The sequence below is a fragment of the Bacteroides sp. M10 genome (genome assembly GCF_014334015.1).
In the GTDB taxonomy this organism is placed as follows: domain Bacteria; phylum Bacteroidota; class Bacteroidia; order Bacteroidales; family Bacteroidaceae; genus Bacteroides; species Bacteroides intestinigallinarum.
The window spans coordinates 2,043,277-2,067,390 of the sequence record NZ_CP060488.1 but is presented as its reverse complement, the minus strand read 5'-3'; the positions used below and the strand labels follow the sequence as shown (position 1 = coordinate 2,067,390).

Below are 24,114 nucleotides of genomic sequence, written 5' to 3'. Positions count from 1 at the left end.
TTTGTTATAAGTTAACATTTAATCCCACAGTGACAGACTTGGCCAACGGATAGGTTGCACCATTACTGCTGTTCATTTCCGGATCCCACATCTTGAACTTCGACCACGTAATCAGATTGGTGCCAATCATGTAGATACGAATGTTGTTGAAGTGGATTCTATTTACGATCTTTTTGGGCAGTGTGTAGCCCACTTCCAGCGTTTTCAAACGCAGATAAGCCCCATTGCGCAACCAGTAAGATGAGTTGCGGTTGTTGTTGCCGTTGTAGCCATAGCTCAAGCGAGGATATTTGGCATGCGGATTTTCCGTAGCTATTGTACCCGATTCTTCTTTTGAAATCCAACGTCCGCCTATTACTTCCTGATAGAAATTACCCCGGTTGCCACTAGCAAAAGGACGCACCCCCTCTCCATCAATAAAGAAAGAAGACTTCCCGGCTCCTTGGAAATGGACATTCACATCCAAACCTTTCCACTGTGCGGAGACACCTATACCATATACCAAGTTGGGTACGGTAGTAGCCCCCACAGCCACTTGATCTTGATCGTCGATGATACCATCGCCATTGACATCCTTATACTTGATGTCGCCCGGCATATAATTGCCAAAAGTCTGTTTGGGGCTATTACGGATGTCATCGTAATCCTTGAACAAGCCCAATGCAACAAATCCCTTAGCCTGGTTGACACGGTAGCCACGCTCCATCCTATAAGGATAAATGTTCTCTTGTTCATCTTTTTCCTTCACTTCGTTCTTTGAGAGCGTGGCATTAGCACGTGCAGTCAAAAGCACTTTGCCAATTTGTTGCTTGTAGGTCATGTTACCGTCGACACCTTTAGAGGATACTGCGCCCACATTAGCTCTCGGATTGGTCATCCCGCCCTCAATACCGGCGGTAGCAGGCAAGAATTTACGATACATAAAGATGCCTTTACGCTTTTCCTGGAAATAATCCACAGTCAGCATGAATTTGTCATCAAAGATGCTCATGTCCAAACCTACATCATGTTTGGTGGCGATCTCCCAAGTCACACCCGGGTTAGCATACGATGTATAGCGCAAACCTTGAAAAATAGTAGTACCAGGACTTCCATAACCATAATCCGCCCAGTTATATCCTCCAAACGCAGAATAATATCCGTTATGATCTCCCCAAAAATTAGCAGGGGCACCGCCATAACCTATTGTGTAGAGATAAGGGAAACGTATCTGTACACCATTGGGCTCATACATTTTATCGTTGCCTACTTTACCCCACGAATAGCGCACTTTAAACATATTCATCCACTTCAGGTTCTTCTTGACAAAAGGTTCTTCGGCGATGTTCCAGGCAGTCGAATAGGCGGGAAAGAAACCAAACTGATGACCAGAAGCAAAGTTTTCTGAACCAGTATAGCCAAAGTTAAAGTTCAAGAAATAACGATAGTTCCAGTTGTAGGCAATACGACCGGCCAACCCTTGATGACGGAAAGGAAGCGAATTGACGATTTCTTTACCGATTTCCTGTGTTCTCACTTTGGAGTCTTGCGAGTATTTCAATGTTCCGTTCAGCATATGTCCTTTGAAATTGCGGGCATACTGAAGTTCCGCTTCAAAATATTCTTTGCGCTCTCCACTATTGCCTGAAGTCTGATCCATCACCTGCTCTTTCTTTTGGCGGGTGAAGTTGATGGAACCGTCATCCTTTCTATAACGGTCAGCACTCCATAACTCAGGACATTTGAAACGGCGGATATAATTGTAGTTATCTGTATCAAAGCCGAAACGTCCCACAAAATTCAGTCCTTTGGTGATGAAGTCCAATTTTTGATTCAAAGTGACGTTGGTCTGAATATTGTTCCACCACTGTTCGTTGTATCCACATTGAGTAGATGCCACCCAAGGATTAAGGTTACCACCCGCATCAGTTGGCACGTAACCGTTGGAATACATTTTGGGCATACTAGTGGGAGTCTGAAACAACAGACTGGTCCAAATTTGATCCGAAGTCAAGCCCGATTCGTTCATCTTTTTCAACGCACCACCGATACCCACCTGCAAAAGGGTAGTCTTGGTAATATTGATATCCGCATTCATACGATAGTTCCAACGTTTGGCGTTACTGTTGGTGTTATAGTCTTTCAAAGACTTGTCCACCTTATACATACCGCCTTCATCGAGATAACTGGCAGAAACGAAATAGCGTGCATTCTGTCCACCACCACTCAAATTCAACGAGGCACGATAACTCATAGCGCCTTTCTTCAGCAATTCGTCCATCCAGTCTACATTGGGTAGCAAGTCGGGGTCGAGACCCTGTTTCAAGATTTGCAGCTCGTTGCCGGTGTAGATAGGTTCGAGATTGCGCGTACGGCGTGCCTCGTTCGCCATATAGGCGTAGGTAATGCCATCCACAAAGTCAGGCGTAAAAGTACGGGTGTTGTACATGGTCTCTACCTTGGCATCAATGGTAATCTTGTCTACCTTACCACGGCGAGTGGTAATCAATACCACACCGTTAGCACCGCGCGAACCGTAAATGGCAGTTTCGGAAGCATCTTTCAACACGGTGAACGATTCAATATCTTCATAGTTCAGTTCATTCATGTCACGTTCAAATCCGTCCACCAGAACTAATGCACCTGCCCCAGCCCCAAAGGTAGAGATACCGCGAATCCAAAATTCAGAAACATTCTTTCCCGGCTGGCCAGTAGTCTGACGGGCTATCACACCCGCCACGTTTCCTGCCAGTGAGTTGGAAATGCTACCCGAAGGTGACGCCTTCAACCGGTCTACATTGACGGTAGTAACTGCACCCGTCACTGTCAACTTCTTCTGCGCACCGGTAGCAGTGATGACTACCTCATCCAAGGCTGTCTCCTTATTCTCTTTCATCACCACATTGACAGTATGTTCCTCTTTCACTAAAATCTCTTGAGTCTCATAACCGATGTAGGAGAACACCAAGCGGTTGTAGGGTTGCATCTTAATGGTATATTTTCCATCAATATTAGTGATAGCACCTAATCCCGGCACATTCTTCACCGTCACATTAGCACCAATCAACGGTTCATTATTGACATCGGTCACTACCCCGGACACCACAATTTGTTTTTGGTTATTCTGCTGGGCAGTTATTCCTAACATAAAACAATATAGAAAAGCTATGATAGCCCATAGTTTTTGTTTCATAATTTACAGGATATTTTATTATTCAACAATAATCTGACGAATACGGTGATTAAACTGATCACCTATATAAAAGATTTTATTTTCTTCATCGAATGCAATACTGTGCGGACCATTGAACCGAACTTCCTTAAGCAAATCACCGTCCACATAGCCCCAATGGTTACCATCCATGCCCGTGCTTCCACGACCGGCATAGCGGATAACTTCAGCTGTAGGAGTGACCCGCCATATCAAATCACCCGGATGTGTGTCATATAACTCTCCGTCAGCTACATAAAAGTCATATATGTCCTCCTTATGTTGATTCGCATATTTCTCATTTTTCACAAAAGCTCCTTGCCACAAAACTCCCATATTAGCATTGGTTCCTACCCCTTCTCTATGCCCCCAATGCCAGTTTCCCGCAAAAACAGAGGGATCTTCCAACTGATTGGTTTCTTTATCAAACTTAGATTTTAAAATAGTACCTTCACGCGGCCGAACGATATAGGCAAAGTCGCCCGACGGATGAAAATAAGGATATATCCATATCCAAGATCCTCCTACCGTAAACATTTGTTTCACCTCTCCCGTTGATATACTATACTGATAAACGCTACCATTAGATTCTTGAGTAAAGTATATATCACCAGTTTTTGGATGGGTAATTGCCGCAATAATAAATTTACGACCAGAAAGAAGTACATGTGGCTTCTTAAATTCGTCTTTTCTCAAAAGCATAACAATAGCCGGAGCTGCTTCCGAATCTGCCCAGTTATTCACAAATAGAGTATCACCGGTCAGACTCCAACTCAAAGTACGCGGACTCGTTATATTCATCTGCCCTACCGTTATAACAGTAGACATTTTTTCCGCTTCCACATCTATCAAACGGATACTATTATTCTCTTCAATCATATAAATATGGTTCGGATTTTGAGGATCAATACTTAGCCAAGCCGGGCACTTCAAGCCACATTCGTCGAACGAACCGTCTTTTACTTCATAACGTCCAGTCTCGTCTACATAGCCACACAATGTAGTAACCTGTGTATTCGAGATATAAGTAAATCGATCGTTAGCCATAGCGGTCTGATCACCAATAGAAATCTCGATAGTTCCCTTATTCGAATTACGAGGAATCATACAATATAGACATTCATTGTTACAACCCACCACTTTTGTATCCACACCTCCTAATTTCAAGTGAATCAAAGAGGGGTCATTTCCGAAATTTTTTCCATAGATAAGGAGTTGCGTGCGCGAAGTAACTTCTTGAGGTTCAAAACCCACAATTTCAATAGGCAAATCGTTATTAAAAGCTTGCTCTTTCTTCTTTTCATCGTCTTTACAGCCAATGAAGCACCCAAGCAAAGTAAATAAACAAAATGCCTTAACAACATTCATTCTTTTTCCTTTCCTGTTCATCATAATAATAAATTTAGTTAATAAAAAATTAATAGCCAATAGATCCAAAGGTTTTATTAAATGCAAATTTAGAAATGAAAGTATTAATTATAGGCTAATTTCTAACTAACAAACAATAAAAACCAATCAAACAGCTCCAGAATTAAATAATTTGTGCTTTCTTTGCAAGTATCTTAGTAAAGAAAGCACTATGAAATTTCAAAATTGCTTATTTTTAATATTGCTTATCGTTTGTCTATCATGCCAAAGCAAAAAGACTGATAAACAAACAGGCATTGACTCTACACTTTTCTACACAAATCCTGTCATAGGTGGAGGATCCGAGCCATGGGCCATCTTTCATGAAGGAAAATATTACTATACTCAAAGTTTAGCAGACTGTATCATATTATGGGAAACTGACGATATTACACAACTGGCAAAAGCAGCAAAAAAAAACGTATATTCGCCCCAAAATGCCTCGGGTATATCTCATCTTTGGGGACCAGAGATACACTATATGGACAATAAATGGTATATCTATTGCGCTGCTGATGATGGTAATATAGACAATCGTCAGATATATGTGCTAGAAAATGAATCTCCCGATCCCATGAAAGGAGAGTTTGTCATGAAAGGAAGAATATCGACCGATAAAAATAATAACTTGGCTATTCATGCTAATCCTTTCGAGCATAATGGCAAACGTTATCTAATCTGGTGCGGATGGGAAACCAGAAGAATTTATCAAGAAACCCAATGTATCTATATCGCTGAAATGAAAAATCCATGGACACTAGCCTCAGACCGTATATTAATATCCAAACCTGAATACGAATGGGAATGTCAATGGATCAGTATAGATGGCAATAAAACCGGTTATCCTATTCATGTGAATGAAGCTCCACAATTTTTCCGTTCCAAAAACAAAGACAAATTATTAATATATTACTCTGCAAGCGGTAACTGGACACCTTATTATTGTGTAGGGTTATTAACAGCTGATGCTAACAGCGATCTTCTCAACCCGAATTCATGGAAGAAATCTCTGGAACCTGTATTCAAACAAGCACCAGAGAATCATGTGTATGGCCCCGGTAGCCTGTGTTTCATACCTTCACCCGACAAGAAAGAATGGTATATACTTTACCACGCTCGAAACGCCCTTCGTGACATGTTCGTTTTGGACGGTCGGACAACACGCATACAAAAGATAGAATGGGATGAAAATGGAATTCCCATTTTAGGAATCCCCCAAAAGGAAAGCACCTTGCTTCAAAAGCCGTCTGGCACCCCCACGAGTGATAGGAACTAGCTGTTATCCTTTATAATCTTTCGGTAATACCCCAAACTTTTCTTTAAAACACTTTGCAAAATACGAAGAAGTAGTAAACCCTAACTGTTCGGCAACTTCAGCTATTCGTATACCACTCATGATTAGTTCAGTCGACTTATTCAACCGAAAGTTCTTTATATAATCATGAGGCGGCATACCAGACAGAGCTTTTATCTTCCGGGAAAAATTAGAACGACTCATATTCATCTGCTCTGCTAACAAATCTATCGAACAACTCTCATCAGAAAGCAGTTCCGACAAAATCGTATTTACCCTCTCTATAAATTCTACATCTTTTTGTGAAAGAGCAAAATCCGCCAATGAAGAAGTCGGACTTCCAGAAAGATTAATCATCAACTTATGGAAGGCCAGTCGCAGTTTTAATAAGTTTTCAATTTGTTTATGGAGCTGCTTAATAGAGAATGGTTTCTCAATATATGCATCAGCACCATTTTCAAAACCTTCCGCTTTTGAGTCTAACGTTGTCTTCGCTGTCAACAAGATAACGGGAATATGAGAGTAAACTAGATCTGATTTTATATAGTTGCATAGTTCAAGACCATTCATTTCGGGCATCATAATATCACTTACAATGACATCAATACTCTCACGTGAAAGTATTTCCAGTGCTTCTTTTCCATTGCAGGCAGAAAAAACTTTAAACCAATCACTTAGAGATTCTCTGGTCAAATTTAATAACTCGACATTATCTTCCACCAACAAAACAATGAATCTCTTATTTCCAAACTCCGAATCCGGCATTTTTTTTCCTTCCACATCTATCATCTGCATTTCAGCAAATTCATTCGGAATACTTTCCGTTACTACTGTTTCCAACGGCAAAGACAATATAAATGAGGAACCACCTTCCATCCTATTTTCTAATGATAAAGTTCCATGATGAGCTTCTGCCAAAGATCTGGCAAATGCCAAACCAATCCCTGTACCTGTAGACGTTGCCACCGGATCATCCGGCAATTGATAGAAAGCCTGAAATATCTTATTTTGCTGACCTTCAGGGACTCCGGGGCCATCATCACTCACTATTATATTTACCCTATCGCCCAATAATATTAGCCGCATCTCGACTTGAGATTTTGCATATTTAATAGCATTTCCTACCAAGTTTACCAAAATTTTACTAACTTTCTCCGAATCAATCATCATACTAATTTCTTCAGGAGGTAAACTAAGACAGATTGTTAACTCTTGCAAATCTGCAGAACCATTGAACTGATTGAATATATCACTCACCAACGCATTAATACTACACTCCTTCATGCTAAGTTGCAATGCTCCACTCTCCATCTTCTGAAAATCAAGTAACTGATTCGTTATTCCCAACAGATAATTTACATTCTTATCCATCACCGAAAGGTATTTTTCTTTTCTTTCTTCTTTTTCCTCTTCCCTCAACTTTTCCAGAGGGATCCGAATCAGACTAAGAGGAGTACGTATTTCATGTACCAGACTGATAAAAAAATTGATTTTCGATTTATACATCTCTTTTTCCTTGGCAACCTGATAATCCTCCATACGACGTTTATATTTACGCTTGACATAGAGATTCCAACGCCAACCAATATAGCAAGCTGTACACAGAAATAATAGTATATACATAAAATAAGCGACACTAGTCCGCCACCAGGGCGGAGTTATCACAATCCATAAGGAAGCCGCTTTCTCATTCCAGTGATGGTCATTGTTAGAGCCACAAACTAAAAACTCATATTCCCCAGCTGGAAGATTGGTGTATGAGGCCGTATTATTAGATGAATGTATCCACTCCTTATCAATACCTTTCAACATATAAGTATAACGATTTCTGTGTGGATCTTCATAACTAAGTGCTACAAAACGTACTGTAAAACTATTATTTGCATAGGGTAATTGGATCTTATCCGCTTTATAGAAGGGCTTATCTAAACGAAGCAGCCGTTTCACTTCTTGTTCATTTGTCAAATAAGGGAAACTAATATCAGTAACATAAACAGGGGGAAGATAGGTATTATCCGTAAACCGCCCCGGTTCAAATACATTGAAACCATTGATTCCTCCAAAATAGAGCTTCCCTGTGGACGATCTCAATGAAGACTGTGCAGTAAACTGATTACCTTGCAAACCATCATTTACGGTAAATAAATGAAAGTTCTTTTGAGACACGGGATTAATGCGGCATAATCCGGCATTACAGGAAATCCAAAAATCACCGGTCCGATCCTGTTCTATAGAGAAAATTACCTTATTAGGCAACAATGTATTTTCCGGGTCGAAGTCAATGAAAGTCTCCGTATCTTTGGAGAATGAGCATAATCCTCCTCCATTGGTTCCAAACCACATTGTTCCTTTCATATCTTCAAACAATGTAATCACAGAATTACTGGTAATAGTTGTTGTATCTTCACGTATATGTTCAAAATGTTCCCAACGATCGTTCACTGTATTATAACGAAAGACACCACTATTTGAGGTCGCAACCCAAAGACTATTGTACATATCCTCATAAATATCAGTTACAGAAGCCATAGAGCCGACATGAATGATTGTCACAAAATTATCCAATTGCGAATTGTAACGACATAACCCCCAACTTGTTCCAACAAAAACATCTCCTTTTCGGTCTTTAAAGAGACTCAAGACATCATTACTACAAATTGTATAGGGAATATCGCGAGAATGGACATAACTCTTTACTGCTCCAGTTTTCAGGTTTAGCACATGCAACCCTTCCGCATAGGTTCCTATCCAAAGGCGGTCGCCATCTAGCAGCAAGCTACGAATGTCATATCTCGCATCCACATTCTTTAAAGTATACTCCGAAAGTGAATGAATTTGTGTATTGAAAAAACATAACCCGCTCCGGGTTCCCACCCAGATATTTCCATTCTGGTCTTCACAAAGAGGGCCGATCTCCCTGCCAAGCTCTAATGTACCTGATAATGAGATAAGGGAATAGTAATCAAAACGCTTCAATTGCTTAGTCATGTAACTCACTCCGCCGGAGTTAGTCATCACCCAAAGTGTACCTTCGGCATCCCACATCATTGCATTAACAGTTGGATCGCCCAATGCTCGCAAGCCAAAGGGAGAATCGCCTCTACGAAATGTTTTAAGGTCGCGATTGAACAGATACAGTCCATTATCCGTACCAACTAACAATTCTTTTTCGTTATAATCCATCAAACAGAGAATAGCACCGAAATTCTGTGCAGACGCATCATAAATTTTCAAATCCGGGCTTCCTTCCTGATAACAACCTAATAAATTAGTACCTACGCCAAACCATATTTCATTCTTAATACTATAGAGACAATTGATTCTCTGACTGCCTATGTTTGAATCTGACAGAACCGGATAATTTTGCAGAAAGGTTCCCTTCTCATCAAAACAAAATAGTCCTTCCTGCATTGAAGAAACATAAATACGGGAATCTGCACTCTGACAGATATCCCAAACAAAAGAAGTATGAATACTATTCTGTGTCAGCACACCTGTCACTGGTTCATAAATAAACACACCTTGCCCCAACGTAGCAATCCAAATCAAACCACTTTGAGTTTTTATGATTTTCTTCACCTCACTACTGACAAATACGCCATACCGTGTTGTTTCATTAAAATAAGAAAAGCGGTCAGTAGAACGGTCATAGATATAAAGTCCCGAATTTGTTCCTACCCAGATATTTTCCCCTTCTTCCAAAAGGGAACTGACGAAATTATTACCCAAAGAATATTTATTATTCAAAGCATTCCGATACACCCTGTTGCCACAACCATCATAACAATTCAGTCCATCACTTGTGCCAATCCACAAAAAGCCATAGCTATCTTGAATCGAACACCAAGTCGTATTGTGCGAAAGTCCGTCTTCCACCTGATACCTTTTAAAAGAGAAATCAGTAGAAGCGAATATGGCTTCAAAATTGAAAACGATTATACAGATAAAGGCTGTAACCTGTTTTTTCATATAAATAAGAAGTAAAAAGGTTAATACAGATCAAGTCTACCGCCGATTCAGTCAAACCCCCGAACCTATTTTATCTTTAACGACAAATATCTCGGACAGCAGATTTAACAAGCGAAAATACACATTTTGAACTGAAAAATAGTTAAGTTTGCAGTTAAATAATAAATAATGTGCTAATAAGGCAAGGTGCTAATGTACCAACTGTCAATTGACACATTCATCAATCATCAAATCGCAAATCGTTAAATCGTAAATAAAAATGATGAATTGGAACCAATTAATATCAGCGAAACGTTTCGGAATGGAAGAATTCCATGAGGAACGACAGGAAAACCGATCCGAATTCCAACGGGACTATGACCGTCTTATTTTTTCGGCTCCTTTCCGCAGATTACAGAACAAAACGCAAGTATTCCCTCTACCGGGCAGCGTTTTTGTACACAACCGACTTACGCACAGTCTCGAAGTCGCCAGCGTTGGCCGTTCACTCGGGGACGATGTTGCCAAAGCACTTCTGGAACGTCATCCGGAACTTCAGGATTCTTTCCTGCCGGAGATCGGTTCTATCGTTTCGGCTGCTTGCCTGGCACACGATTTGGGTAATCCGCCTTTCGGTCATTCAGGCGAAAAGGCCATTTCCACTTTTTTCTCTGAAGGGAAAGGAGTTCGCTTGAAAGAGAAACAGCCCAACGGAGAGCAACTTTCTCCGATGGAATGGGAAGATTTGACACATTTTGAAGGAAATGCAAATGCCTTCCGGATACTTACACACCAGTTCGAGGGACGTCGTAAAGGTGGATTCGTTCTAACATACACCACTTTGGCTTCTATCGTAAAATACCCCTTTTCATCGAGCCTTGCAGGAACAAAATCCAAGTTTGGCTTTTTCGTCAGCGAAGAAGAAAGCTTCCGCAAAATTGCAACAGAATTAGGACTGATATTGCTCAACGAACATCCTTTGAAGTATGCACGCCACCCGTTAGTGTATTTGGTTGAAGCGGCAGACGACATTTGCTATCAGATGATGGATATTGAGGATGCATATAAACTGAAGATTCTCACCACAGAAGAGACTAAGGAGCTATTAATGGCCTATTTCAGCGAAGAGCGTCAGGAACATCTCCGGAAAACATTCCTGATCGTCAACGATGTCAACGAACAAATCGCTTACCTGCGTTCTTCCGTCATCGGTTTATTGATCCGGGAGTGTACCCGTGTCTTTTTAGATCATGAACAAGAAATCCTGTCCGGCACGTTCGAAGGATCACTAATCAAGCGCATAGCCGAGCGTCCGGCAGCAGCCTATAAACACAGCGTCGAAGTATCTATCAATAAAATCTACCGTTCACGGGACGTACTGGATGTTGAACTGGCGGGATTCCGCATCATCAGCACCCTGCTCGAATTGATGATAGACGCCGTAACCTCACCCGAAAAGACTTATTCCCAACTCCTGATCGACCGGGTTTCCAGTCAATACAATATAAAAGCGCCCGTACTCTATGAAAGAATACAGGCGGTACTTGACTATATATCGGGAATGACCGACGTCTTTGCTCTTGATCTTTATCGTAAAATTAACGGGAACAGTCTGCCTGCGGTGTAACCACTTTAGGGGTAAACACTTCTTCCCCTTCACAAGAAGACAACCTCAACGCATCCGGATGGCTTTCAATAAACGTCTGGATGTGTCGAATCCGTTTATCTTCGAGAATTTCGTCTACAGCAATCAGAATACCGGTTTCTTCCACATCACCGAATTCATAATTGATAGCTGTTCCAAACATACGCATCGTAGGGCTTAGGCTCATATATGCATTTACCAACGGAGGTATATTATATCCCAGTTTACGGATTTCACAATTCAATATTTTATAGTCTTCCTTGAAGGAATGCTTGCAGAAGAGAGATTTCAGCTCTGCCTCGGAAGTTTCAAGTTTCAGAGGCTCGATCGGAGTGACAAGTTTCTCTTTGTCATAAAAATGCTTCTTGAGGAAATGAAGAATCATATCACGGCCACGACGATGATAGCTCGGATACATGGTCACTTTACCAAAGAAATATTTCACATTCGGCATAACCACAGTCAACGCTCCTAATCCATCCCACAAGTTATCCAAGGCAAACAAACCTTTGCTTCCGGCACGGGTAGACTGATATTCAAGCGTAACGAACGAACGCCCCAATTCAATTGTCTGCGGCAAGTATTCTTTAATAAAAGCATCAGAGAAATGAAACATATGGGAAGTAGCCAGAATCGGAGCACCTTTTTCATCAAAGCGCACGTCCGTACCTAGCAGATACCGGTAACCACCCAGAATTTCTTCCGCTTCCGGATTCCATACGATCAACTGCTTGTAGGGGTTTTCCATCGTGTCGTATTCATCGATATCCATTGACAGACCTGTACCTCCACCAGCAGCACGGAAAGCTATCTCACGCAAACGACCAATCTCTCTCATCACATTGGGAGCATTCTGATGAGTAATAATATAAATCTGATTATTACTCTTATTCGTCATTCGTAAGCGTCTGTCTTCCGTCAATTCTGCTTTTAGCAGTTCTTTGCTTACCGGTTTAATAATCTCTTCCATATTCCTTGTTATAGTTGTTCTATCAGTTACAGTTTATAAACAATATCCTTTACGTATTCAGCCCACTGCGCAGGAGTTTTCGATTTATCAAAAGTCTGCCAGGGTATGGGTTTGCCAAAAGTGACAGTAAAAGTTTTGTGGCGATTCTTAAACATTTCATCCGCAAGATACAACATAGCAATGTTAAACTTGATACCCAGTGCCTTGCAAACATTTGCCAGATTGTAAAAGAAATCAGAATTCCTGCCCCCAAAATGCACGGGTATTACATCACGTTTTGCTTGTATGCTCTTTACTACAAATGTCTTTTTCCATTCCAGATCGCGAATCACTCCATTCCGACGGCGCGAACACAGTCCGGCAGGAAACATAATCAACTGGTCGTCGGACTGGAATCCGGCTTCCACCATCTTCGGGAAGTCCTTTGCCTGCTTGCCGGTTTTATTAATAGGTATGCAAAGGGGAGCCAACCCGCGTAAATTCATCAATAGATCATTCACCAGATATTTCACCTTTCCCTCATAGTGCTTTCCTAACACATAACCAAGCGCAACACCGTCCTGTCCGCCCAACGGATGATTGGAAACAAAAGTGTACAGACCATCCTTTGGCAAATTCTCAATGCCTTTCACGTCCACTTTCGCATCCAGAAAATCCATACACGCCTCCAGAAAGTCCACTCCCAGTTTATCCTTCGACTCATTCAGGAATACATTAATTTCATCCTGATGAACAATTTTCTTCAGATAAGAAATCACGAACTTAGGGATGTACTTGTAATGCTTCGGAGCCTTCGTCCGAAGTATCTTATCGACATCGATCAAAAATAAAGAGTCATCAGTCATTCTTTTCAAATAAAAATGATGGCACAAAATTAACGGTTCTTTTTTATTAATCGCAATAATTTGGTAGAAAATGCAGGATTTAAGTTCAGAACATAAAAAAACACCACCCAAAAACTATCAAAAATGACCTAAAAACTATCCGCGGATAGTTTTCGGGTAAAAAAACGTCAGTTTTTCCCCTACCGGGTTTCAAAAATTCATGTAAACTTGCAACATCGAAAATAACAAACGAATATTCACCTTTAAAAAGCAACACATTATGAAAAGTTTAAGCTTCAGAAAAGACTTAGTAGGAGTACAAGATGAATTACTACGCTTCGCTTATAAACTGACAACTGACCGTGAAGAAGCAAACGATTTGTTGCAGGAGACATCATTAAAAGCATTAGATAATGAAGATAAATATACCCCTGATACAAATTTCAAAGGATGGATGTATACCATCATGCGCAATATATTCATAAACAACTACCGCAAGGTAGTCCGCGACCAGACATTCATCGACCAGACTGATAATCTTTATCATCTGAATTTGCCACAGGATGGAAGTTCTGAAAATACAGAAAGAGCATACGACCTGAAAGAGATGCACCGTGTAGTTAACAAACTCCCCAAAGAATACAGAGTTCCGTTTGCGATGCACGTTTCAGGATTCAAATACCGTGAAATTGCGGAAAAACTGAACCTCCCGTTGGGTACAGTGAAAAGCCGTATTTTCTTCACGCGCCAGAAATTACAGGAAGAGTTGAAAGACTTCCGCTAAACCTTAACTATATAAAACTTAGTGATTTTGAATCACATATTTCTTTAATGCAGATTTTTAGTTTTGATAATGATTAAAAGGCAGAAATACTCCGGTATATTCTGCCTTTTCTTTTATTGCGAAGATTAGTTGTCCGACACCCGGGTGTCAGATAAACCTCTATTGCATGAAAAAGAATCTCCCCCACCACATTATTTAAATTTTACCTATACAGACATTTTTTTCGTTCTGCGCCCACGGGCTCCCCACCAGTAAAGCATTCTCGGAGGCACATCATTTTCAAGCAAATAGACATTTAACATTCTGTTGAAAACTTCTCTGAAAGTTTTTTATGGAAAGTTGTGGGGAATTGTGGGGAATTTCATACTTTTACGGTCGCTTATTATAATAAGGTAATGATACGTTTTTTAGGAAATATTGAAGCCAGGGCGGACGCCAAAGGAAGGGTGTTCATACCCGCCACCTTCAGGAAGCAATTACAAGCCGCTTCCGAAGAGAGGCTTATTATGCGTAAAGACGTATTTCAAGACTGTTTAACCCTATACCCCGAGAGCGTGTGGAACGAGGAGTTGAACGAGCTACGTAGTAGACTTAACAAATGGAATAGCAAACACCAACTTATTTTCAGGCAATTCGTGAGCGACGTTGAAATAGTGACACCTGATAGCAACGGGCGCATATTAATTCCGAAACGGTATTTACAGATTTGCAGTATCCATGGGGATATTCGCTTTATCGGCATCGATAACAAGATAGAGATCTGGGCGAAAGAACGGGCAGAACAGCCTTTCATGTCACCCGAAGAGTTCGGTGCAGCATTAGAAGAAATTATGAACGATGATAATAGACAAGATGGAGAAAGATGAATTGACATATCACGTACCTGTATTGCTGAAAGAAAGCGTTGACGGTATGAATATCCAACCGGATGGAACGTATGTAGACGTTACATTCGGAGGAGCGGGACATTCGCGCGAGATCCTTTCACGGCTCGGAGAAGGCGGACGTCTGCTGGGATTCGACCAGGACGAGGACGCTGAACGGAACATCGTCAACGATAGTCATTTTATCTTTGTGCGCAGTAACTTCCGCTATCTGCACAACTTCCTGCGTTATCACGACATTGAGCAGGTAGATGCGATCCTGGCCGACCTCGGCGTATCTTCCCATCATTTCGATGATAGCGAACGCGGCTTCTCCTTCCGTTTTGACGGGGCACTGGATATGCGTATGAACAAGCGCGCCGGAATGACAGCAGCAGATATCGTGAATACGTACGATGAAGAACGTCTTGCAAACGTCCTCTACCTATACGGGGAACTAAAGAATAGCCGCAAACTGGCTTCTGTCATCGTTAAAGCCAGAAGCGGACAGAATATCCGGACCATCGGTGAGTTTTTGGAAATCATCAAACCGCTTTTCGGTCGTGAACGCGAAAAGAAAGAGCTGGCAAAGGTGTTCCAGGCACTGCGAATTGAAGTAAACCAAGAGATGGAAGCGTTGAAGGAGATGTTGCAGGCTGCCACGGAAGCATTAAAGCCGGGCGGCAGACTGGTGGTTATCACTTATCATTCGCTGGAAGACCGCATGGTGAAAAACATCATGAAGACAGGCAATGTAGAAGGAAAAGCGGAAACCGACTTCTTCGGTAATCTGCAAACGCCTTTCCGCCTTGTCAACAATAAGGTAATCGTTCCCGACGAAGCAGAAATAGAACGAAACCCGCGGTCGAGAAGCGCCAAATTACGAATTGCAGAAAAGAAATAAAAAGATATGGAAGAAGAAGTAGTAAACAAGAAAGCAGAAGAGGACAAGAAGAAAAAACGTACCTCACTGAAGAGTATTCTGGGTGGAGACATTCTGGCTACCGATTTTTTCCGCCGTCAAACGAAGTTGCTGGTACTTATCATGGTATTCATCATCTTCTACATTCACAATCGTTATGCCAGTCAACAACAACAGATCGAGATAGACCGGCTGAAACAAGAATTGATAGACATTAAATATGACGCGCTGACACGCAGCTCGGAACTGATGGAAAAGAGCCGCCAGTCGCGCATTGAAGATTATATATCGAGTAAAGAAAGCGATTTGCAGACATCGACAAATCCTCCCTACCTTATTAAATAGGTGAGAGTGGATAGTTGATAAATGATAGTTAAGAGTTTTAAAGGACAAATGCTGTGGCAGTTAATAAAAAGAACATAATGACCCGTTACTTCTTCGTCATCCTGTTGATGGCGTTGATAGGAGTAGCTATTGTTGTAAAAGCAGGCATCACCATGTTTGCCGAACGACAATACTGGCAGGATGTGGCTGATCGTTTCGTAAAAGAAAATGTGACGGTGAAACCTAATCGTGGAAACATTATTTCTTCTGATGGTAAACTAATGGCCAGTTCTCTGCCCGAATACAGAATATATATGGACTTTATGTCCGGTGAAAAGGACGAAAAACGCAGGCAGAAAGATCAGGCACGCCGGGATTCTATCCTCAACGCAAACATGGATTCTATCTGTATCGGACTTCACAAGATATTCCCGGACAAGAGCGCGGCACAATTCAAGGCACATCTCAAAAAAGGACGCCAGGCAAAAAGCCGCAATTATCTGATTTATCCGAAACGTATCTCCTATATACAATATAAAGAGGTAAAGAGACTGCCTGTGTTCTGTTTGAACCGTTATAAAGGCGGATTCAAAGAACAGGCTTACAATCAGCGTAAGAAACCGTTCGGTTCACTGGCTGCCCGTACACTGGGAGATGTGTATGCAGACACAGCCAAAGGAGCGAGAAATGGTATCGAGCTTGCTTTCGACACCATCCTGAAAGGACGGGACGGATTGACACACCGTCAGAAGGTGATGAACAAATATCTGAACATTGTCGATGTGCCACCGGTTGACGGTTGCGATCTGATTAGTACTATCGACGTAGGTATGCAGGATATTTGCGAGAAAGCATTGGTGGATAAACTGAAAGAGTTGAATGCCAGTGTGGGCGTGGTGGTATTGATGGAGGTAACTACCGGAGAAGTGAAAGCCATCGTCAACATGATGCAAGGCAAAGACGGTGAGTACTACGAAATGCGCAACAATGCCATCAGTGATATGCTCGAGCCGGGGTCTACTTTCAAAACTGCCTCTATCATGGTAGCTCTTGAAGACGGAAAGATCACGCCGGACTATGTGGTAGACACCGGCAACGGACAGATGCCGATGTACGGACGTGTCATGAAAGACCACAACTGGCATCGCGGAGGATATGGGAAACTGACTGTTACAGAAATCCTAGGGGTTTCGTCCAATGTGGGTACCTCTTATATTATAGACCATTTCTACGGCAGCAACCCGCAGAAGTTTGTAGACGGGTTGAAACGGATGAGCATCGACCAGCCGCTACATCTGCAGATTGCGGGAGAAGGAAAACCGAATATACGCGGTCCGAAAGAACGTTATTTTGCAAAGACAACTTTGCCGTGGATGAGTATCGGCTACGAAACACAGGTTCCGCCGATCAATATTCTCACATTCTATAATGGGATAGCCAACAATGGAGTCACCGTGCGTCCGAAGTTTGTCAGAGCTGCCATGAAGGACGGGGAAGTAGTGAAAGAATATCCGACAGAGGTAATCAATCCCAAGATTTGTTCGGATAAGACTTTGGCACAGATCCGTGAGATTCTCCGGAAAGTGGTTGGTGAAGGACTTGCCAAACCTGCGGGAAGCAAGCAGTTCCACGTTTCAGGAAAAACAGGAACGGCGCAGATCTCACAGGGAGCAGCCGGGTACAAAACGGGAAGAACGAATTATCTGGTTAGTTTCTGCGGGTATTTCCCGTCAGAAGCACCTAAATACAGTATGATTGTCTCTATACAGAAACCGGGATTACCGGCTTCGGGAGGTTTGATGGCAGGTAGTGTGTTCAGCAAAATTGCAGAAAGGGTGTATGCCAAAGACCTGCGGTTACCGCTGACCAATGCGATTGATACTAATTCCGTAGTCATTCCGAATGTAAAAGCCGGAGAGATGCGCGAAGCGCAACGGGTATTGGAAGAGTTGCAGATTAATGTACAAGGCAAAATTGCTGATTCGGGCAAAGAGGTTTGGGGAAATACCCATTCTGCCCCACAAGCTGTGGTTCTTGAGAGCCGGAGCAATATGCAGAATTTTGTACCGAGTGTGATAGGTATGGGAGCGAAAGACGCTGTGTATTTATTGGAAAGCAAAGGATTGAAAGTCAATCTGGTCGGCGTGGGCAAAGTAAAAAGCCAGTCGATAGCCAACGGAACGATTGTTAAGAAGGGACAGACAGTGACGCTTACGCTTCATTAAAAATTAAAGATTAAAAATTGAATAGAGTGATGTTATTAAATGAATTACTGAAAGCAATCCAACCGGTAGAGGTAGCCGGAGATTCAAACATAGAAATCACCGGTGTCAACATCGACTCCCGTCTAGTGGAAGCCGGACAGCTATTCATGGCAATGCGCGGCACACAAGCCGACGGCCATGCTTATATACCTGCTGCCATCGCAAAAGGAGCAATCGCCATCCTTTGCGAGGATATGCCGGAAGAGCCTGTGCCGGGGATCACCTATGTACAAGTAAAAGACAGCGAAGATGCGGTAGGAAAGATTGCCACTACCTTTTATGGAGACCCGACTTCCAAGTTGGAACTGGTCGGCGTTACCGGAACGAATGGAAAAACAACAATCGCTACCTTATTATATAATACATTCCGTTATTTCGGATATAAGGTGGGATTGATTTCTACCGTTTGCAATTACATCGATGATGAACCGATTCCGACAGAACATACTACTCCTGATCCAATCACGTTGAACTGTTTGCTGGGACGGATGGCAGATGAAGGATGCAAATATGTTTTCATGGAAGTCAGCTCCCACTCGATTGCACAGAAACGTATCAGTGGATTAAAGTTTGCAGGAGGGATTTTTACCAATCTGACCCGCGACCATCTCGACTATCATAAAACAGTAGAGAACTATCTGAAAGCGAAGAAGAAGTTCTTTGACGATCTGCCGAAAAATGCATTCAGCCTGACCAATCTGGACGATAAAAACGGATTGGTAATGACACAGAACACACGTTCGAAGGTCTATACTTATTCATTGAGAAGTCTTAGCGACTTTAAAGGACGGGTATTAGAGTCTCATTTCGAAGGGATGCTGCTCGATTTCAACAATCATGAACTGGCAGTTCAGTTTATCGGAAAGTTCAATGCTTCCAATTTGTTGGCGGTATTCGGGGCGGCAGTTCTGTTAGGCAAGAAAGAGGAAGAGGTGCTTGTAGCTCTTAGCACACTTCATCCGGTAGCCGGACGCTTCGATGCAGTCCGCTCACCGCAGGGAATTACGGCGATTGTTGATTATGCACATACCCCGGATGCTCTCATTAATGTACTGAACGCTATTCATGGAGTGCTTGAAGGAAAAGGAAAAGTGATTACTGTGGTAGGCGCCGGCGGCAACCGCGACAAGGGCAAACGCCCCATCATGGCAAAGGAAGCTGCCAAAGCGAGTGACCGCGTCATCATCACTTCCGACAATCCGCGCTTTGAAGAGCCGCAAGACATCATCAATGATATGCTTGCCGGACTGGATGCGGAAGATATGAAGAAAACACTAAGCATTGCCGACCGTAAAGAAGCAATTCGCACGGCTTGCATGCTGGCAGAGAAAGGAGATGTAATTCTCGTTGCCGGAAAAGGACATGAGAATTACCAGGAGATAAAAGGAGTGAAACATCATTTTGATGACAAAGAAGTACTCAAAGAAATTTTTAAATAATGAATAGACTGTGCTAATATGCCGACCGGCTTCGTTATCTATCCGACAGCAACCGGCATAACAACACATCAATAAATTGGCAAATTATTTATGTTATACTATCTATTTGAATGGCTACATAAGCTCAATTTTCCAGGAGCGGGAATGTTTGGATATACTTCATTCCGTGCTTTGATGGCGGTTATCCTCGCGTTACTGATTTCAAGTATCTGGGGAGACAAGTTCATCAACCTACTCAAAAGGAAGCAAATCACAGAAACGCAGCGTGATGCTAAAACCGACCCGTTCGGCGTCAACAAGGTGGGCGTGCCGAGCATGGGTGGTGTTATCATCATTGTAGCCATCCTGATACCTTGTTTACTGTTAGGTAAACTGCATAATATATACATGATACTGATGCTAATCACTACTATATGGTTGGGATCACTCGGATTTGCAGACGACTATATCAAAATCTTCAAAAGAGACAAGGAAGGTTTGCATGGTAAATTCAAAATCATCGGGCAGGTTGGTTTAGGTTTAATTGTCGGCATGACTTTGTACCTAAGTCCGGACGTAGTGATCCGTGAGAATATCGAAGTGCATAATCCGGGAAGGGAGATGGAAGTGATACACGGAACGAATGACCTGAAATCTACCCAGACAACGATTCCTTTTTTCAAGAGCAACAACCTTGATTATGCCGATCTGGTTTCGTTCATGGGAGAACATGCGCAAACAGCCGGATGGATATTGTTCGTCATTGTCACAATCATTGTAGTTACCGCCGTATCAAACGGTGCCAACCTGAATGACGGTATGGACGGAATGGCGGCCGGGAACTCGGCAATTATCGGTGCAACGTTGGGGGTACTGGCCTATGTATCATCGCATATCGAATTTGCAGGCTACCTGAACATCATGTATATTCCGGGCTCGGAAGAACTCGTAATCTATATCTGCGCCTTTATCGGTGCACTGATCGGTTTCCTATGGTACAATGCCTATCCGGCACAAGTATTTATGGGAGACACAGGCAGTCTTACTATCGGCGGTATTATCGCAGTGTTTGCCATCATCATCCACAAAGAGTTGCTGATACCGATTCTTTGCGGTGTATTCCTGGTAGAAAACCTGTCGGTCATCCTGCAACGGGCTTATTATAAGGCAGGAAAACGAAAAGGTGTGAAACAACGATTGTTCAAGCGCACACCGATTCACGATCACTTCCGCACTTCGATGAGCCTGATTGAACCGGGATGCACGGTGAAATTCACCAAACCCGACCAACTGTTTCACGAATCAAAGATCACCGTCCGGTTCTGGATTGTAACGATTGTATTGGCAGCAATAACGATTATAACATTAAAGATTAGATAAAATGAAGGCACGGATTACACGGATTAACGCGGCTTTAACTGCATAATCCCTTAAAACCGTGAAATCCGCGTAATCCGTGCCTAATTAAAAATATAGAGAGCATTAACCCGATTATAAACTTTTAAAGATGTGCACAGCTAATAGATAAATCAATCAATTAGAAAATAAGGGCACATTATTGTAGATGAAAAGAATAGTAATTTTAGGAGCTGGCGAAAGCGGCGCAGGTGCAGCCGTACTTGCTAAAGTCAAAGGATTTGAGACGTTTGTTTCGGACATGTCCGCTATCAAGGACAAGTATAAGGAACTTCTCGACAGCCATCAGATTGCCTGGGAAGAAGGACACCATACCGAAGAACTCATTCTGAATGCCGACGAGGTAATCAAAAGCCCCGGTATCCCGAATAACGCCCCGATCATCCTGAAACTGAAAGCTCAAGGCACACCGGTGATCTCCGAGATAGAGTTTGCCGGACGCTATACTGATGCCAAAATGATCTGTATTACAGGTTCTAACGGAAAGACTACAACGACTTCCCTGATCTACCACATTTTCAAAAGCGCAGGTCTGAACGTAGGTTTGGCAGGCAACATCGGCAAAAGTCTTGCTTTGCAGGTAGCCGAAGATTACCATGATTATTATATTATCGAACTTAGCTCTTTCCAGCTGGATAATATGTATAACTTCCGTGCGAACATCGCCGTATTGATGAACATCACTCCGGACCATCTTGATCGCTACGACCATTGTATGCAGAATTACATCGACGCTAAATTCCGCATCACCCAGAACCAAACACCGGACGATGCTTTCATCTTCTGGAACGATGACCCTATCATCAGACAAGAACTGGCAAAACATGGTCTGAAAGCTCACTTGTATCCTTTTGCCGCTGTAAAAGAGGACGGAGCGATTGCATACGTAGAAGATCACGAAGTGAAAATCACCGAACCGATTGCCTTCAACATGGAGCAAGAGGAACTGGCCCTGACAGGACAACACAACCTGTACAACTCTTTAGCCGCCGGTATCTCGGCAAACCTTGCCGGCATCACCAAAGAAAACATCCGGAAAGCCCTCTCTGATTTCAAGGGAGTGGAACATCGGTTGGAAAAGGTGGCACGTGTGCGCGGAATTGATTTTATTAACGACTCTAAAGCCACGAATGTCAACTCCTGCTGGTATGCCCTGCAAAGCATGACTACCAAAACGGTATTGATTCTCGGTGGTAAAGATAAAGGAAACGACTATACTGAAATTGAAGATCTGGTACGCGAAAAGTGTTCAGCACTGGTATATCTGGGACTTCACAACGAAAAACTTCACGAATTCTTCGATCGTTTCGGCCTGCCCGTAGCAGACGTACAAACCGGAATGAAGGATGCCGTAGAAGCAGCCTACAAACTGGCAAAGAAAGGTGAAACGGTATTATTGAGCCCTTGCTGCGCCTCTTTCGACCTCTTCAAGAGCTATGAAGACCGTGGCGACCAGTTTAAGGAATGTGTCCGCGCCCTTTAATTTCTAATTATTAATTTTTAATTGCTACAAGATTGGATTTATTAAAGAACATATTCAAAGGTGACAAGGTAATCTGGATTATCTTCCTCTGTCTCTGCCTCATCTCTATTATCGAGGTGTTCTCGGCAGCGTCGACACTGACTTACAAAAGTGGCGACCATTGGGGACCGATTACACAACACTCCATCATCCTGATGGTAGGTGCTGTGGTAGTAGTGTTTCTGCATAATGTTCCCTACAAATGGTTCCAGGTATTTCCGGTCTTTCTGTATCCGATTTCCCTGGTTCTATTGGCATTTGTCACGCTGATGGGTATCATCACAGGGGACCGTGTCAATGGGGCAGCCCGCTGGATGACCTTTATGGGATTACAGTTCCAGCCTTCGGAATTGGCAAAGATGGCGGTTATCATTGCCGTCTCATTCATCCTGTCCAAAAGGCAGGACGAATACGGAGCCAACCCGAACGCCTTCAAATATATCATGATCCTCACCGGACTGGTATTCCTGCTTATCGCACCGGAAAACCTTTCGACAGCCATGCTGCTTTTCGGAGTAGTATGCATGATGATGTTTATCGGCCGGGTGTCAGCAAAAAAGCTATTTGGAATGTTGGGAATATTGGCACTTGTGGGCGGTGTTGCCGTAGGTATACTGATGGCTATTCCCGCCAAAACGCTGCATAACACTCCGGGACTTCACCGTTTCGAAACGTGGCAGAATCGTGTTTCCGGCTTCTTTGAGAAGGAGGAAGTGCCGGCTGCCAAATTTGATATTGACAAAGATGCACAGGTGGCGCATGCACGCATCGCCATTGCTACCAGCCACGTAGTCGGCAAAGGTCCGGGAAACTCGATACAACGTGACTTCCTTAGTCAGGCATTCTCCGATTTTATCTTTGCGATTGTGATTGAAGAAATGGGATTAATCGGAGGAATATTTGTGGTATTCCTCTATCTATGGCTGCTGATGCGAGCCGGACGAATCGCCCAGAAATGCGAGCGAACCTTCCCCGCCTTTCTCGTTATGGGCATTGCGTTGCTACTGGTATCGCAAGCAATATTGAATATGATGGTTGCCGTCGGATTATTCCCCGTCACCGGCCAGCCCCTGCCTTTGGTCAGCAAAGGAGGTACAAGCACGTTAATCAACTGCGCTTATATCGGTATGATATTAAGTGTAAGCCGATATACCGCCCATCTGGAAGAACAAAAAGCGCACGATGCACAGATCCAACTGCAATTAGAGGCAGATGCAGCTGCAAGTTCCGAGGCACAGACTGCCGCCGAACCGACAGCACAGATTCTGAACAGCGATGCCAAGTTTGAAGATGAGCATGATATTGATAAACGGTGAGTGGTGA

16 protein-coding genes are annotated in these 24,114 nt (G+C 42.8%); 11 read left to right on the top strand and 5 right to left on the bottom strand.

The window, feature by feature from the left end:
* Positions 1-4: 4 nt before the first annotated feature.
* Entirely contained in the window at positions 5-3,172 is a 3,168-nt protein-coding gene (locus H8796_RS07430; RefSeq protein WP_117932359.1) for a TonB-dependent receptor, read from the bottom strand.
* A gap of 18 nt (positions 3,173-3,190) precedes the next feature.
* Entirely contained in the window at positions 3,191-4,582 is a 1,392-nt protein-coding gene (locus tag H8796_RS07425; protein WP_117932534.1) for an IPT/TIG domain-containing protein, read from the bottom strand.
* A 187-nt stretch (positions 4,583-4,769) separates the two neighbouring features.
* Here H8796_RS07425 and H8796_RS07420 point away from each other — a divergent pair, with 187 nt between their 5' ends.
* Positions 4,770-5,873 carry a family 43 glycosylhydrolase gene (locus H8796_RS07420; RefSeq protein WP_099146431.1) on the top strand — a complete coding sequence of 368 codons (1,104 nt, stop codon included), beginning with the start codon at positions 4,770-4,772 and terminating at the stop codon, positions 5,871-5,873.
* A 3-nt stretch (positions 5,874-5,876) separates the two neighbouring features.
* On the opposite strand, the gene H8796_RS07415 is transcribed toward H8796_RS07420, so the two are convergent.
* Positions 5,877-9,860, bottom strand: a complete 3,984-nt coding sequence (locus tag H8796_RS07415; RefSeq protein ID WP_187343953.1) for a two-component regulator propeller domain-containing protein — start codon at positions 9,858-9,860, stop codon at positions 5,877-5,879.
* A gap of 259 nt (positions 9,861-10,119) precedes the next feature.
* Between H8796_RS07415 and H8796_RS07410 the strand changes: the two genes are divergently transcribed.
* Positions 10,120-11,466: a deoxyguanosinetriphosphate triphosphohydrolase gene (locus H8796_RS07410; RefSeq protein ID WP_117932363.1), complete on the top strand. Its 1,347-nt coding sequence runs from the start codon at positions 10,120-10,122 to the stop codon at positions 11,464-11,466.
* On the opposite strand, the gene H8796_RS07405 is transcribed toward H8796_RS07410, so the two are convergent.
* Both H8796_RS07405 and H8796_RS07400 read right to left on the bottom strand, forming a co-directional pair.
* Positions 11,438-12,454, bottom strand: coding sequence for a GNAT family N-acetyltransferase (locus H8796_RS07405; protein WP_117932365.1), 1,017 nt, complete (start codon positions 12,452-12,454; stop codon positions 11,438-11,440). The two genes, H8796_RS07410 and H8796_RS07405, sit on opposite strands and share 29 nt — an antisense overlap.
* A 26-nt stretch (positions 12,455-12,480) precedes the next feature.
* The gene (locus H8796_RS07400) at positions 12,481-13,299 is read right to left on the bottom strand and encodes a 1-acyl-sn-glycerol-3-phosphate acyltransferase (RefSeq protein WP_117932367.1); all 819 of its coding nucleotides are present in this window, start codon (positions 13,297-13,299) and stop codon (positions 12,481-12,483) included.
* A 259-nt stretch (positions 13,300-13,558) separates the two neighbouring features.
* Here H8796_RS07400 and H8796_RS07395 point away from each other — a divergent pair, with 259 nt between their 5' ends.
* The 9 genes from H8796_RS07395 (at position 13,559) to H8796_RS07355 (ending at position 24,107) form a co-directional block, all read left to right on the top strand.
* Positions 13,559-14,062, top strand: a complete 504-nt coding sequence (locus tag H8796_RS07395; RefSeq protein ID WP_004298201.1) for an RNA polymerase sigma factor — start codon at positions 13,559-13,561, stop codon at positions 14,060-14,062.
* A gap of 395 nt (positions 14,063-14,457) precedes the next feature.
* Positions 14,458-14,928, top strand: a complete 471-nt coding sequence (gene mraZ, locus H8796_RS07390) for a division/cell wall cluster transcriptional repressor MraZ (RefSeq protein WP_004307337.1) — start codon at positions 14,458-14,460, stop codon at positions 14,926-14,928.
* Entirely contained in the window at positions 14,915-15,829 is a 915-nt protein-coding gene (rsmH, locus tag H8796_RS07385; RefSeq protein ID WP_117932369.1) for a 16S rRNA (cytosine(1402)-N(4))-methyltransferase RsmH, read from the top strand. Before mraZ ends, rsmH begins: the two co-directional genes overlap by 14 nt.
* A 6-nt stretch (positions 15,830-15,835) precedes the next feature.
* Positions 15,836-16,192, top strand: a complete 357-nt coding sequence (locus H8796_RS07380) for an FtsL-like putative cell division protein (RefSeq protein WP_008649240.1) — start codon at positions 15,836-15,838, stop codon at positions 16,190-16,192.
* Between the two features lie 77 nt (positions 16,193-16,269).
* Positions 16,270-18,396: a penicillin-binding protein gene (locus tag H8796_RS07375; protein ID WP_117932371.1), complete on the top strand. Its 2,127-nt coding sequence runs from the start codon at positions 16,270-16,272 to the stop codon at positions 18,394-18,396.
* Between the two features lie 29 nt (positions 18,397-18,425).
* Complete coding sequence (locus H8796_RS07370) at positions 18,426-19,874, top strand: UDP-N-acetylmuramoyl-L-alanyl-D-glutamate--2,6-diaminopimelate ligase (protein ID WP_117932373.1); 1,449 nt, start codon at positions 18,426-18,428, stop codon at positions 19,872-19,874.
* Positions 19,875-19,964: 90 nt separating this feature from the next.
* The gene (locus H8796_RS07365; protein WP_004307345.1) at positions 19,965-21,233 is read left to right on the top strand and encodes a phospho-N-acetylmuramoyl-pentapeptide-transferase; all 1,269 of its coding nucleotides are present in this window, start codon (positions 19,965-19,967) and stop codon (positions 21,231-21,233) included.
* Between the two features lie 184 nt (positions 21,234-21,417).
* Positions 21,418-22,752, top strand: coding sequence for a UDP-N-acetylmuramoyl-L-alanine--D-glutamate ligase (gene murD, locus H8796_RS07360; RefSeq protein ID WP_117932375.1), 1,335 nt, complete (start codon positions 21,418-21,420; stop codon positions 22,750-22,752).
* 32 nt (positions 22,753-22,784) lie between these two features.
* Entirely contained in the window at positions 22,785-24,107 is a 1,323-nt protein-coding gene (locus H8796_RS07355; RefSeq protein WP_008024120.1) for an FtsW/RodA/SpoVE family cell cycle protein, read from the top strand.
* Positions 24,108-24,114: the final 7 nt, after the last annotated feature.